General features: G+C 28.4%; 13 protein-coding genes. 12 read left to right on the top strand and 1 reads right to left on the bottom strand.

Features of this window, described 5'->3' with window-relative positions:
* The first annotated feature begins 163 nt into the window (after positions 1 to 163).
* From BFL38_RS10110 to pta, 7 genes are all read left to right on the top strand, one after another.
* On the top strand, positions 164 to 1207 hold the full coding sequence (locus tag BFL38_RS10110; protein ID WP_069726924.1) for a glycosyltransferase family 9 protein: 1044 nt from the start codon (positions 164 to 166) through the stop codon (positions 1205 to 1207).
* A gap of 45 nt (positions 1208 to 1252) precedes the next feature.
* Positions 1253 to 2011, top strand: a complete 759-nt coding sequence (locus BFL38_RS10115) for an MBL fold metallo-hydrolase (protein WP_069726925.1) — start codon at positions 1253 to 1255, stop codon at positions 2009 to 2011.
* Positions 2012 to 2090: 79 nt separating this feature from the next.
* Positions 2091 to 2759 (top strand): hypothetical protein, encoded by a 669-nt coding sequence (locus tag BFL38_RS10120; protein WP_069726926.1) that lies wholly within the window; start codon positions 2091 to 2093, stop codon positions 2757 to 2759.
* A 50-nt stretch (positions 2760 to 2809) separates the two neighbouring features.
* Entirely contained in the window at positions 2810 to 4168 is a 1359-nt protein-coding gene (gene mgtE, locus BFL38_RS10125; RefSeq protein WP_069726927.1) for a magnesium transporter, read from the top strand.
* Positions 4169 to 4272: 104 nt separating this feature from the next.
* Positions 4273 to 5910, top strand: a complete 1638-nt coding sequence (locus tag BFL38_RS10130) for an ankyrin repeat domain-containing protein (RefSeq protein ID WP_069726928.1) — start codon at positions 4273 to 4275, stop codon at positions 5908 to 5910.
* Positions 5911 to 5992: 82 nt separating this feature from the next.
* Entirely contained in the window at positions 5993 to 6871 is an 879-nt protein-coding gene (locus BFL38_RS10135) for a DMT family transporter (protein WP_069726929.1), read from the top strand.
* A gap of 266 nt (positions 6872 to 7137) precedes the next feature.
* On the top strand, positions 7138 to 8145 hold the full coding sequence (gene pta / locus BFL38_RS10140; protein WP_069726930.1) for a phosphate acetyltransferase: 1008 nt from the start codon (positions 7138 to 7140) through the stop codon (positions 8143 to 8145).
* A gap of 100 nt (positions 8146 to 8245) precedes the next feature.
* Here pta and BFL38_RS10145 read toward each other — a convergent pair whose 3' ends face one another.
* The gene (locus BFL38_RS10145; protein ID WP_069726931.1) at positions 8246 to 9268 is read right to left on the bottom strand and encodes a diguanylate cyclase; all 1023 of its coding nucleotides are present in this window, start codon (positions 9266 to 9268) and stop codon (positions 8246 to 8248) included.
* A 181-nt stretch (positions 9269 to 9449) separates the two neighbouring features.
* Between BFL38_RS10145 and BFL38_RS10150 the strand changes: the two genes are divergently transcribed.
* From BFL38_RS10150 to BFL38_RS10170, 5 genes are read left to right on the top strand one after another with little or no spacing between them, the layout of a single operon-like run.
* Positions 9450 to 10334 carry a toxin A gene (locus tag BFL38_RS10150; RefSeq protein WP_069726932.1) on the top strand — a complete coding sequence of 295 codons (885 nt, stop codon included), beginning with the start codon at positions 9450 to 9452 and terminating at the stop codon, positions 10332 to 10334.
* Positions 10335 to 10350: 16 nt separating this feature from the next.
* Positions 10351 to 11445 (top strand): FtsW/RodA/SpoVE family cell cycle protein, encoded by a 1095-nt coding sequence (locus BFL38_RS10155; protein WP_069726933.1) that lies wholly within the window; start codon positions 10351 to 10353, stop codon positions 11443 to 11445.
* Positions 11442 to 12515 carry a UDP-N-acetylglucosamine--N-acetylmuramyl-(pentapeptide) pyrophosphoryl-undecaprenol N-acetylglucosamine transferase gene (locus BFL38_RS10160; RefSeq protein ID WP_069726934.1) on the top strand — a complete coding sequence of 358 codons (1074 nt, stop codon included), beginning with the start codon at positions 11442 to 11444 and terminating at the stop codon, positions 12513 to 12515. Before BFL38_RS10155 ends, BFL38_RS10160 begins: the two co-directional genes overlap by 4 nt.
* 18 nt (positions 12516 to 12533) lie before the next feature.
* On the top strand, positions 12534 to 13922 hold the full coding sequence (gene murC, locus BFL38_RS10165) for a UDP-N-acetylmuramate--L-alanine ligase (protein WP_069726935.1): 1389 nt from the start codon (positions 12534 to 12536) through the stop codon (positions 13920 to 13922).
* The gene (locus tag BFL38_RS10170; RefSeq protein ID WP_069726936.1) at positions 13891 to 14817 is read left to right on the top strand and encodes a UDP-N-acetylmuramate dehydrogenase; all 927 of its coding nucleotides are present in this window, start codon (positions 13891 to 13893) and stop codon (positions 14815 to 14817) included. Before murC ends, BFL38_RS10170 begins: the two co-directional genes overlap by 32 nt.
* The last annotated feature ends 11 nt before the right edge of the window (positions 14818 to 14828 follow it).

Genomic DNA, 14828 nt, shown 5'->3' on the forward strand with positions numbered 1-14828 from the left:
ATATTTAATTTTGTTATTAATTACTTTATATAGTAATATTACTATATAAAGTAATTTTGTCAATACTGTTTATAGTATTTTTTATATATTTTTATTATTTTTTATTGATTATTATAAAAAAATATATATGATTGTATTATTATCTAATAAGGGCATTGCTATAATGAAGATACTTTTAATAAAACAAACATCGTTGGGAGATGTTTTGCATATTACTCCGGTTATAAGGGCATTAAAAAAATGGAAGCCGGATTGCACTATAGATATTGTTACAGATAAGAGAGCTTTAGGAATATTAGAAAATAATCCTTATATAAATAAATTGTATGTTTTGGATATATACAGATATGAAACTGAGATATTTAAATCTCCTTTATTATTTTTTTCTACTATAAGAGAGTTTTTTTCACATATAAAAGATGTAAGGAAAGAGCATTATGATATAGCTATGGATTTGCAGGGACTTGAAAGGAGCATTATATTTTTGTATTTATGTCATTCAAAAAAGAAATATGCCAAAGGTAAATGGTTAGGAGTAAAAAGCAATTACTATAAAGATATAAATGCTATAGTAGGGTTATTATCTTTTTTGAAGTTTATAGACTGTCCAGATGATGGTACAGATTTAGACTATTTTTTACCTAAGAACATAGATATAGATTTTGCTGAAAGGATAGAAAAGATAAAGTATTCTATAAACAGTAATTTTAATATAAATAGTGAATATATAGTTCTTTCTCCATTTTCAAGATGGGATACTAAAGACTTGTCTGTTAATAAATCAAGGGAAATAATAAAAGAAATACAAAAATTAAAAGATATACAAATAATAGTTTCAGCCACATCCGATTATAATGAAAAATGTTCTGATATAGTTAAGGGTTTTGATAATGTAGTTAATACTTCAGGGCTTTTTAATTTGTCTGAATTGGCTTATTTGATAAGAAATTCTAAAGGAATGATTACAGTTGATTCTTTTCCCATGCATACAGGATGTGCATTTCAAAAACCTCTTATAGCAATATTTGGTCCTACAAGCGAAGTGAGGGTAGGTCCAATAGCAAAAAATTCTGAAACTATAAGAGTAGAAGGATTAGAATGTGCAAGATGCTACAAAAGAAAGAACTGTCCCAATAATCATATATGTATGGAAAATATAGATGCTGCATTTTTAGCAAAAAGATTTATAGAAAAGATTAAGTATTGATATAAAAAATATAAATTATATAATATTATAAAGAGGAGGTATATCATGAAAATAACTTTTTTGGGTACAGGTACTTCTGACGGCGTTCCTATGATTGGATGCAAATGTAAAGTATGCAAAAGCAAAGATAAAAGAGATAAGAGAACAAGATCATCAATACTGATAAGACATAATGATAAAAATTATATAGTAGATACTTCAGCTGATTTTAGAGCTCAGATGTTAAGAGAAAAAGTTGATAGACTTGAAGCTGTATTTTATACACATTCGCATGCAGATCATACTTCCGGTATAGTTGATTTGAGATCATTAAATTTTATAATGCATTCAGCAATAGATTGTTATGGTAATAAAGAGACTATGGATAATTTGAGAGAGAAGTATGATTTCTTTTTTAATCCCGTTCAAGTAGGAGGCGGACTTCCTCAGGTAGTTTTTCATCATATAGAAAATGAAATGATTTTTGATGATATTAAAGTTATTCCTATTGCTGTAAAGCATGGGGTTCTCAATATACTTGGTTATAGATTTAATAATTTTACATATATAACAGATGCAAGCCATATAAGCGATGAGAGTTTGAAATTGATTGAAGGAACTGAAGTTTTAGTTTTAAATGGATTAAGATACAGGCAGCATCATACTCATTTATCTTTGCAGGAATCTGTAAATATAGCTGATAAATTAGGGGTGAAAAAAGCTTATTTTACTCATATGACGCATGATGTTTTGCATAGACATTTGGAAAAAGAGCTGCCTAAAAATATGTATCCTGCTTATGATGGGCTTAGTATAGAAATTTAATTATTTGACATTATATTTATTTTTTTATATTATAATTATAAAACATATATTATAAATAAGAAATTTGAGAGAGAACATTATGAAAAAATTAACAGCATCATTATTTTTTATTGTATTTTTTAGTATCAATGCATTTTCTCAGCATGGAGGCGGTGTTGCTTTATTTGTTCCATTAACAGGAAGTTTTGCATTTGCTGATTTGAGAGGATTAGATAACAGTAAAATTGACATACTAAAAGGAAGCAGTTCATTTGATTTCGGAGTATTAGTTCAGCCGGGATATTTTTATGATTTCGGCGGATTATTGGGTTTTGATGTTTTAGCTGATATAGGATATTATAGAAGTTCTTATAAATATATAAACTCTCAAGATGCCGGAATAGTTTCTTATACATTTGATACTTTAAATACAGGTGCTATGTTTAGAGTTACTTTTTTAGTTCTTTCTTTAGGTATAGGAGCAGGGGCAAAAATACCATTGGCTGCTGATTTGCAGGATGGGGATTATAATTCTAAATTAAATGCTGATGAAATAAAAAAGTCATTTACATCTGCTGTTATACCATATCTCAAGTTTACTATAGATTTTAAATATAATTTAAGCAGTTTTGCCGCTATTGCAGCGGGTTTATACTTTAATTATGATTTTGCTATGAATTACAAAAATCCTAATTATTCAAGATATAATATACATTCATTTGATTTTGGGGTACAAATAGGTACTTATTTGGTTGGAACTAGTTATTAATTTATTATCATACTTATTTTTTATATTATTAATAAATAGGATAAAAAAATATGCTTAAAGAACTTTTACAGCCGGAAATTGAGGACCTAATAGAAGAAAAAGAATGGGAAGCATTAAGAGATATACTTACTTTATGGCAGGAAGTAGAAACTGCCAATCTAATTACTTCTCTAAAAAATGATGATAAATATAAAGTTTTTAGTATATTGCCCAAAGATTATTATTATAAAGTATTTCCTGAACTTGCCCCTATAGATCAGCAGAGAATCATAGAGGATATGCAGGAATCAGATATTAAAGACTTGCTTGAAAATATTAATCCTGATGACAGAACATATTTTTTGGCATCTATTCCTGAAACTATGTCTGAAAATATACTAAAACTTTTAGGAAGTGAAGAGCGGGAAATAGCTTCATGGCTTTTAGCATATCCTGAAGGAAGCATAGGGCGTTTGATGACCCCTGAATATATAAGTATTAAACCAGATTGGACAGTAAATGAAGCATTTGAATATGTGAGAAGTAATATAGAGGAATCAGAAACATATACTACTTTGTATGTCATAGATGCAAAAAGAACATTGATTGGCTCTATTGCTTTGAGAAAATTATTTTTTACAGATAAAGACATATTAATATCAGAAATAACTGATAACTGTCCTTATATATCAGCCTATGAAGATCAGGAGAATGCTATTGATATAATAAAAAAATATAATCTTCATTCTCTTGCCGTTGTTGATGACAGACATTCTATGATCGGAATAGTTACTGTAGATGATATAATGGATATAGCAGAAGAAGAATATACAGATGATTTTCATAAAATGGCAGGAATAACTTCAAGTGAGGATCAGTTTGATGATAATTTGAAAATTACACCTATATCAACTCTTTATAAGCAGAGGATATTATGGCTTTTAATATTAGTATTTATTAATATATTTTCAGGCGGTGTTATAGGTATATTTCAAAATACTCTTCAAAAGCATATAGTTTTAGTTGTTTTTCTGCCTTTGCTTATAGGAAGCGGAGGTAATGCAGGAAGTCAGTCTGCTACACTTGTTATAAGATCTTTAGCTATTGGAGATGTGGTGTTAAAAGATTGGTTTTATATGCTTTCAAAAGAAGTATTAGTTGCTTCTATGTTAGGTTTAAGTATGGCAGCTGGGGCATATATATTAGGTTTAATAAGGAGCGGATTAGAAATAGCGGCTATTGTCTCTATATCAATGTTTAGTATAGTGTTTATTGGAAGCGTTATAGGTCTTTGTCTGCCTTTTATACTTACCAAATTCAATATAGATCCTGCTATAAGCGGAGCACCTATGCTTACTTCTATATGCGATATAGTTGGTACAGCTTTATATTGTTCTATAGCTACAATAGCTTTTATAATATTTTTTTGATAATTGTTAAATTATTATTAATATGTTATATTATGAAAGTAAAATATATTTGACTATTTATGCTTTTATATTACATTTAATATATGATATGAGGTTTATTATTTATGAGAGAAATTGAGATAGAATTACATGAGGCTTCTGCCAAAAATAATATATTAGCTGTTGAAATATTATTAAAAAATAAAGATATAGATGTTAATTTAAGCAACATATTGGGCTTAACTCCATTAATGCATGCATGTAAAGGCGGCTATAAAGAAATAGTTGAATTACTATTAAAGGCAGGGGCAGATCCTAATAAAGCAGATCAATTATGTATAACTCCTTTAATGACTGCTTGTGCTAATGGACATAGAGATATAGCAGAAATATTAATAAAAAATAATGCTTCTGTAAATTTGAGTAATTGTAATAATGAAACTCCTTTGCATTATTCATGTTCGGAGAATTATTTTGATATTATAAAATTACTTGTAGAAAATGGGGCTGATGTTAATGCGAAAACAGATATTAATATTACTCCTTTGATGTATTCATGTCAGAAATCAAATTTTGAAGCTGTTAAATTTTTAATAGATAATAAGGCTAATTTAGATGATGTTGATATATATGAGGAAACAGTATTATCCTATGCAATATCAAGCGGCAATATAGATATAGTAGAGTATATAATCAATAGAGGCGATATAGAAATACCTAAATATTCTCTGACAGTTGCGGCTATTAGCGGGAATTTATCATTAGTTCATTATATACATTCAAAATTAGGCTTAAATAAACATAATGTATTTTCAAGTGCTTTTATATCTGCTGCTTATAATGGGCATTTAGATGTTGTAAGATATTTTTTTGATAATTCAAGAAAGAAAGCTCCTAAAGCATTAGCTATAGCGGCATCTGCGGGTCATAAAGATATAGTTAAGTATTTTCTTATGAATAAAGTACAGCCTGACGGAGTCAATGATAATGGAAAATCTGCTTTAATATTGTCTATAGAAATAGAAAATAAAGAAATTATAGATTTATTAATAAAGCATAATGTTAATGTTAATCAGACTGATGATGATTATGTTACTCCTCTTATGTATGCATGCTATATTGGAAATATTGAGATAGTAAAAACTTTGCTTGATAATAATGCGGACATTTATGCTTTTGACAGTATAGAAAGAAATGCCATTGTTCATGCTATAATAGCAGGAAATATAGATATTGTTGAACTTCTGTTAATGTATGGAATGGATTTAAAAGGAGATGAAAAATCTATTACCTATTTGATGTGGGCTGTTATATATGATAATTTAAAGTCTGTGAAATATTTAATAGAAAAAGGTGCTGATATTTATCAGACGGATATTAATGGCTGGAATTGCTTTATGTTTGCATGTGCCAAGGGATATGATGATATAGTTAAATATATTTTAGAGCTTTATCCTGATATTATTAATAATAAAAATAAATTTGGTGAAACAGCTTTAATGATAGCGTCGGATAATGGAAAAACAAAGATAGTGGAGCATTTGCTCAAAAATAATGCTTCTATAAAAGAGCAGAATATGAATGGAGATACTGCTTTGTATATAGCTTCTTCAAAAGGTTATTTTGAAATATGCGAACAATTAATTAAATATTATGAAATAAATGATGTTAACAATAATATGTTTGAAAAAGAATATGATATTGCTAAAGAAAAGGGCTATATTAGTATTATAAATTTATTTAATAATAAACTTAAATCATAATTTAATTAATATACTTTGACATTTTAATCTAAATATTATATTATCTAATACTAATAAATTTAATTATTAGGTTAAGCGGTATATGGCTAATAAAGAGAGATTGGGTACTATAGGTATATTTTTAACAGCATTAATTTGGGGATACAGTTTTGTTGCTGTTAAGGTGGTAGTTAGAGAAATAGAACCTTTTTATCTTGTAGGTATTAGAAATTTAGCAGGAGGGATTTTTTTATCTCTTGTATTTTTCAAAAAAATGAAAAATGTTTCTAAAAAGGATATAATATTATCAATACCTGTAGGAATAGCATTATTTTTAGGCTTTTTTTTGCAGACTATGAGTTCCAAATTTATAACAGCCTCAAAGGTAGCATTTTTCACAGGTTCTTATGTTATATTTATACCATTTTTTTCTTGGATAGTGTATAAGAAAAGTCCTCATATTTCAGCCTTTATAGCGGCAGTGATTACAGTTGCAGGTTTATATTTGTTAAGTTCTTTTGAAGGCTTTTCTAGTATAGAGTCTGGGGATTTATTTGCTTTACTCTGTGCCGTTGTATTTGCAGTTCATTTAATGCTCATAGATAAAATGCTTGAGTATGTAGATGGTATTATAATGGCAGCATTGCAGCTTATTATAGCCGGAATAGTATCTCTTTCTGTAGGAGCATTAACTTCAACTCCATTCAATATTGATAATATTTCTAGTGAATCTATTTACTCTCTTATTTATTTGGCTATAGGAGCTACAGGAATTGCTTATTTACTTCAAACTGTATCGCAAAAGTATGTAAATCCTAGTAAGGCAGGAATTATACTTAGTTTGGAATCATTTTTGGGGGCTTTGGGAGGAGTTATTTTTATGAAAGACCCTGTTACTATAAATTTTATTGTAGGAGGCAGTTGTATGATAGCGGCAGTCTTTATATGTGAGATAGGAAGCAGCGTAAAAAAAGAAGCTTGAAGCTATTTCATATATATTTATTTTGTATAATTATAATCTAGTATGATTACTGCTATATGCATGTATAATTTTATAGTAGGTTTTATAGAGTAAAAGTGTAAATTTCAAATTGTGTATTTAATTAATACTGAAATATTACTTACATACGAATTAAAATTAATTATTTTTAGTAAAAATTATACTTATGCCTAGTATATGTTTGCAAAATTCTAATTTATGTATTAAAATATATAAACATAATTTTATTTTTTAAGAGGTTTTTTATTATGGCATCATTTATGGATAATTTAAAAGAAAAAGCAAAATCTAATCCAAAAACTATAATATTAGCAGAAGGATATGATGAAAGACATGTTAAGGCTGCTGTTATACTTGAAAAAGAGCAGTTAGTTAAAGGACTTATATTAGTAGGAGATACTGCTAAAATACAAAGTTTAGCTAAAGAAAATTCTTTGAAATTAGATGATGGTTTTGTCAGAATTTTCGATCCAGCAAAAGAAGCTAAAACAGAACAATATATTGAAATGCTTTTCAAAGCCAGAGAAAAGAAAGGTATGACTAAGGATCATGCTAAGGATTTAATTACAAACCATTCTATATATGCAGCAGCTGCTATGATTGCTGATGATGATGCTGACGGTATGGTAGGAGGAGCTGTTTATTCTACAGGTGAAATGCTTAGAGCTGCTTTATTTTTAATCGGACTTAAAAAAGGAATTAGAACTTTATCCTCTACATTCTTCCTTGAAAGCCCTGATAAATCTTTATTTACAAATGGTATATCTTGTTTTGCTGACTGTGCTGTTATACCTGAACCTACACCTGAACAGCTAGCTGATATTGCTAAAGCTACAGCTGAATCTTACAGAATTATGACAGGAAATGAACCTAAAGTTGCTTTACTTTCATTTTCTACTAAAGGTTCTGCAGAGCATGAATCTATTACTAGAGTTAGAGAAGCTAAAAAAATATTAGATTCGCAAGATGTTGATTTTGTTTATGACGGCGAAATGCAGTTAGATGCCGCTATGATTGAAAGAGTTGCTGCTCAAAAAGCTCCTGGCTCTCCTATTAAAGGTGATGCTAATGTATTTATATTCCCAGAATTAAATTCAGGAAATATTGGACACAAAATAGCTCAAAGAGTTGGAAAATGTACTGCTATAGGTCCTATGCTTCAAGGTATAGCTAAACCTGCTAATGACCTTTCAAGAGGATGTTCTGCTCAGGATATTGCTGATTTAGCGGTTATAACTTCTTTACAAGCTAAATAATTAATTTAATATATTATTATTGATGGCTGTCAATTAATTGGCAGCCATTATTATATAATGATATTTTATTTTAGATTGTATTAATATTTAATAAAATCAATTAATGTAATATTACTTTATTTCTTCCAAGATGTTTTGCTTCATACATTGCTGTATCAGCATTTTTTATGGTTTCTGCTATAGGTTTTTTGGATCTTCCTTTATGTTCTGCAATACCTATACTTACCGTTACATTTATAACAGCGGATTCATAATTAAATCTTTTCTTTTCTACTGTTTTTCTTATTCTTTCTGCTACTATATAGGCTTGTTCTTTCTTAGTATTAGGACATATAACAATAAATTCCTCACCGCCATAACGAATAGCTATATCGCTTTTTCTAAGTATATTCATATTATCAGAACTGTTGCTTAATAATCTTCCTATCTCATGAAGAACTATATTACCGCAATCATGTCCGTATATATCATTAATATCTTTAAAATGATCAAGATCCATAAATATAATAGATATGCTATGTTTATATCTTTTAGCCCTTTCTACTTCTTCTTCTATTATTTTGTTAAAATATCTCACATTGAATAAACCCGTTAAAGGATCTATAGTTGACTGTGCATGCAAAGTGTCAATTTCTTTCATTAATTTTTTTATTACTTTATCTTTTTCTATAGAAGATTTCTTTTCCACCTCATTAATAGCGATATTTATACTACGCATTCTTATTTTTATTATATTTTCATATATATCATATATATTAATAATCCCAATAGGATAATTATCATTATTTATTATTATTAGATAATCCATTTTTTTTTCTTTCATCATATCAAAAGCAACTGTAATATCATCTTCCGGATGTGCTATTACAAGATTCTTATTCATAAAAACTGATACCGCTTTATTAAAAATGTTTTTGGAATCTTTTTTATTGATATTTTTTAATATATTTACTAATAGTTCATTATAATTAATAATTCCAACTATTTTATCAAAATCATTAATAACGGCTAATATTTTATTTGAGGATTTAGATACAAGAGAAGCTACCTCTAACAGAGTAGAGTCTTTTTTTATAACTTCAATTCTATTTTCCATTACTGATTTTATAATATTTTTATACATTAAAAAATAACCTTGTATAATATACAAAATATGTCTTATATTATCATATATGAGCTTTTATTTCAATATGTTTTTATATGTAGTAATAGTTTATTAAAATAGTAAAATGATATTTTTTTATCTTGATTTTTTTATTTTATAAAGTATCATATTAAAAAGTTTTCATAATTTTGAGATTTGAATGAGAAAAATAAATATTCTTATAGTGTTAGTATTTATATTTTCAAATATTATTTTTGCAGATATAAGTACTATTTTTAATATGGATATATATGAAAGGAATTTACCAATTAATACCAATACGGGGATTTATAGTAATGAACTTTTTATAGAACAAACGGCTTTGGGGGGATATAACCACATAAAATTTAATTTAGAAACTAGATTATATTATAGATTATATTTTTATAAGAATGCTACAAATTTCTTGTTTAAATATACGAGAGTTGATTTTGGTATAGAGAATAATTTTTCATTGTCTTCTGATATGATTGGGCTGTATGTTGATGTGAAGCCATTATCTTTTCTAGGCGTTAGGGTGAGCGGATATGCTGATTTTATGTTTAATGCTATGAATTTTGGTTATGCCGGATTTGATAGTAAAGATGTCAGCTATTCTTTTAATGAATTATATGGCATGTCAAAGGGGAATGCTTTTGGATATATAATAAATGTTTCTCCGTATTTTATATTTAAATTTGATAATTTTATTTTAATAAATAATCTGAATATGTCTTATGTGAATGTTGGGGATAAAAAATATTATTATGATCCTAGAACTTCAATATTGCATGCTAAAAGTGAATTTGAATTAATCAATGATTTTTTCCTTTTAGGAAGAATAAGTATGTTCTATATAGGAGGATATTATGGGCTTACTTATTTAATTAATTCAAAACATTTATCTCATAAATTCGGCATGGCAGGTATTATAAACTTTAAATTTTTAAAAGAAACTTTAATATTAAACATAGGAGCATCGGCAGGACTGCATGTAGGACTTCCTCATTATAATAATACTACATTTATAGAATTGAAGATGTCTTTAGCTTATAAGATACTATAAAACTAAAAGAGTGTTTATGATAAATAGAAAATTGTTTCCTGATAAATATTTATTAATAATATATATAGCTTTACTTGTAGCTGGTTTGGTTTCCATATATGGAGCACAGACAATACATGAGCCCAATAGTGCATATTTTTCTAATCATTTGAAACTATTATCATTTATGTTTGTTCTTACTATTATTATGATGATAGTTCCTGATTTCTTTACTTTTTTGGATAAGATGGTTCCTCTTATTCTGATTTTTACTTTGCTGCTTCTTATATGGGTATGTTTATTTGGTATAACAGTTTCCGGAAGTTATGCCAGAAGATGGCTTCTTCTTCCTTTAGGTATTACTATACAGCCTTCAGAAATTGCTAAAATAACATGCGGTATATATTTTGCTAGTGTTTTGAGCAAGAAAGGAGAGAAATTAATTGATATAAAAAGAGGCTTATTCCCGCCGCTTTTGATTTTAATAATAGTATCAGGACTTATTTTGATAGAGCCGGATTCCGGAACAGCACTTTTATTTTCTATAGTTGGTTTTGCTATATTCTTTTACGGCGGCATACCTTTAAGATCTATATTACTTTCAGGCGTTTTTTTATTGATTCTTTTTGCCATTTTTATTTTTAATACGCCGTATATGAGAAGCAGAGTTGTATCATATTTAGATCCTCAGAGTCAGCCTGAAGAAGAAGTTTATCAAATTAGAAGGGCTAAGCTGGCATTTAATTATGGAGGAGTTACGGGAATTCCTGATGAATATATAGCCGATGTTAGTACGCATTTGCCTGCTGCTTTAACTGACTTTATATATGCTTCTGTATCACAAAGGTACGGATTAGTAGGGAATTTGATTATACTGCTTTTATTTTTATCATTTACTATTAGGGGATTTATAATATCGTCCCGCACTAAGGATCTGTTTTTAAAAAATCTTTCATTTGCTATTACGATGTTCATTAGTGTGCAGGCATATTTAAATATAATGGTGGCTACACTTATGCTGCCTACTACAGGTATGACACTTCCTATCATTAGTTATGGGAGAAATGCTTTAGTTGTTAATATGATAATGATAGGTATCTTATTAAAAATAACTCAAAGGAGAGAACAATGAATGTAATTTTATGCGGAGGCGGAACTGCCGGACATATAACTCCTGCTATTTCTATATATGATTATATGAAAAAAGAAGGACATAAACCTAGACTTGTTGTTGCTCAAAAGGATTATCATTTGATACCGGGAAATTATGATTTTAATACTATAAATATTAATTCTCCGGGTAATTTCTTTAAGAAAATAATATTTGCATTAAAATTTATACCTGCTTTATTAAAATCGTATCGTATAATAAGAAAGCATAATCCTGATTGTGTAATAGGTATGGGCGGTTTTGTATCATTTCCTATGCTTTATGCTGCTAAGACTAAAAATATACCTATATTTTTATGCGAACAAAATTCTATACCTGGTAAAGTTAATAGAATATTTTATAAAGATGCTAAAAGATCATATTTAACTTTTTCAAAGACTTTAGAGTTTATGCCTAATGGAAAAGTTTTTGGAAATCCTGTGAGAAATGATTTCTTTGTAGTTCATAGAGAAAGTGCCAGAATTGTTATGAAATTAAAAGAAGATGATAAACTTTTAGTTGTTATGGGAGGATCTCAGGGTGCTTTGAAATTAAATGAATTATTTTTTGAATGCATAAAAGATATAAAAGCTAAGGTTAATAATTTATATATAGTATGGCTTGTGGGACCTAAATGGGCTAATGATATGATTGCTAAAGTGAATAATGCTAAATTTGAAAATGTTTTTGTACATGGTTATTATAAAGATATGGCAAATTTACTTCATGCTGCGGATTTTGTTATATCAAGAGCAGGAAGCAGTTCTATCAGTGAGATATTAGCTGTTAATGTTCCTTCATTATTAGTACCATTTCCTTATGCGACAGATAATCATCAGTATTTCAATGCTTTGGATTTGCTTAATAAGGATATGGCATATTTGATAGAAGAATCTGATTTGGATAAAGAAAAATTAGAAAATGTTATTATAAATAATTTGAATAATGATGAAAGATTAAATAAGATGAGGGAAAATATTAAAAGTAATTGGAGTGCAAGAGCAGTATCTTCAATAGTTGATGATATAACTGAAGTTTTAGGAAAAAAATAATTAAATATTGAGGAATATATGTTTACAAAAAGAAAAGAAAAGATACATTTTATAGGAATCGGCGGAATTGGAATGAGTGCTATAGCAAGTGTATTAAATGCTATAGGCTTTACGGTAACAGGAAGTGATTTAGCTAAAACAGCGAAAACAGAATCTTTGGAATCTTCTGGAATAAAAGTATATTATGGGCATAAAGCTCAAAATATAGAAGATGATGTTACTGCAGTTGTAACTTCATCGGCTATAAGTCCTACTAATGAAGAAATTATAGAGGCAAAAGCAAAAAAGATAACAGTTATACCTAGGGGAGAAATGCTTGCAGAACTTATGCGTTTAAGATACGGTATAGCAATATCCGGTTCTCATGGTAAAACTACAACAACATCGCTTATAAGTCAGATAATGATGCATGCAGGACTTAATCCTGTTTGTATAATAGGAGGAAATCATTTTAATTTGAAAAGCAACGCTGCCTGTAATGATTTAAGCAGTGAATATATGGTATGCGAAGCAGATGAGAGCGATGGAAGTTTTTTAAGGCTTTCTCCTGTTATTAATGTAGTTACTAATATTGATAATGATCATTTGGATTATTATGGAAATGTTGAGGCTTTAAGAGTTGCTTTTTTAGAATTTATTAATAAAGTTCCTTTTTACGGATGTTCATTTTTATGTTTTGAGGATAATGTTGTAAAAGATTTATCAAAGAGTGCAAATAAAAAATATTATTCTTATGGTTTTTCAAAGGATTATGATTTTTATGTTGATAGGGATTCTATTAGGGTAGAAGCCCCTATAACATATTTTACTGCTTATCATGATAACAAATGTTTGGGAGAGTTTTCTGTTCCGCTTATAGGAATTCATAATGTATTGAATTCTTTAGCTTCAATAGGTGTAGGTATTCATTTGGGTATAGATATTGATGATATAAAAGAAGGCTTAAAAACTTTTGAGGGTGTAGGAAGAAGATTGAATAAGCTTTATGATAAAGAGATAACTTTATTTGATGATTATGCCCATCACCCAACAGAGATAAAAGCTACACTTTCATCGGTAAAAAATGCTTATAAAAACAGGAGAATAATAGCAGTATTCCAACCTCATAGATACAGCAGAACAGAACTTCTTCTTAATGATTTTGAGTCTGCATTTAATGATGCTGATGAAGTTATTATTAGTGATATTTATGCGGCAGGAGAAGCACCTATAGCAGGAATAAGCGGTGAAATTATATGCGATGTGGTGAAAAGACAGAATGAGCATATAAGATATGTTCCAAATATAGAAGATGTATTGCCGGTACTTGATGATATAAAAAAAGACGGAGATATAATATTAACTTTGGGAGCAGGCAATATAGTAAGGATTAGTAATGAATATGCAAGAAAATTACAAAATAGTTGAGAGCTTTCTCAAAGAAAAAAATATAGAATATTATAGAAATCAGGCTTTTAGTAAATTCAGCAGTTTTAATGTAGGAGGAAATATTGATTTATATATTATAATAAAAAAAATATCTGATTTTTTAGAACTTGCTGATTTCTTTTATAAAAATGTTATTGATTATTTTGTGATGGGAGATACTAGTAAGGTTATAGTTTCTGATAATGGTTATAATGGCATAATAGTTTCATTGGAGGGGGAATTTGAATCTTTTGAGTTTTTGGAAGATGGGGTTTTAAAATCCAATAGTTCTGCCATTTTAGAGAGACTTTCTCATGAATCAAGAATTAGAAATTTGTCAGGATTAGAATTTGTGGCTTTGGTTAATACTAGAATCGGTGCTGCTATATATGATAAGTTTGAATCTTTTGGTATATCACTGCTTAATTTTGTTAAATCTGTAAGATTATTTAATAAGCAGGATTGTACTGTAACAGAATTGAGTAAAGATGAATATTTAGCTTTAAGTGATAAAGAAAAAAGGTTTATAATTATATTGTCTTCAGTATTAGTATTGGAGAAAGATAGTCCTGAAAGTATTGATAACAGAATAGATTGGTTTAGATATATAAGAGGGTCTGTTGCTCCTACAGAGGCTAGTATAGGTCCTGTATTTGAAGATTTTTATGATGTTAAAGCTTATGAGATGGTGGAAAGGGTAGGCGGACTTGATATGAAGTTCGGAGCTATGAGATGGCATAGAAGATTTCCAAACTATATTATCAATGAATCATTATATGACTCTAAAAATGAAAGCACAGCTGAAGATGTTATTAATTTGATAGAGGATACAAGAAAAAAAATAGAACAGCATTATGCTTTCAATCCAAAAATTAATATTGTTTTACTTAGTTAATAGTTAAGTAT

The organism is Brachyspira hampsonii, assembly GCF_001746205.1.
Lineage (GTDB): Bacteria > Spirochaetota > Brachyspiria > Brachyspirales > Brachyspiraceae > Brachyspira > Brachyspira hampsonii_B.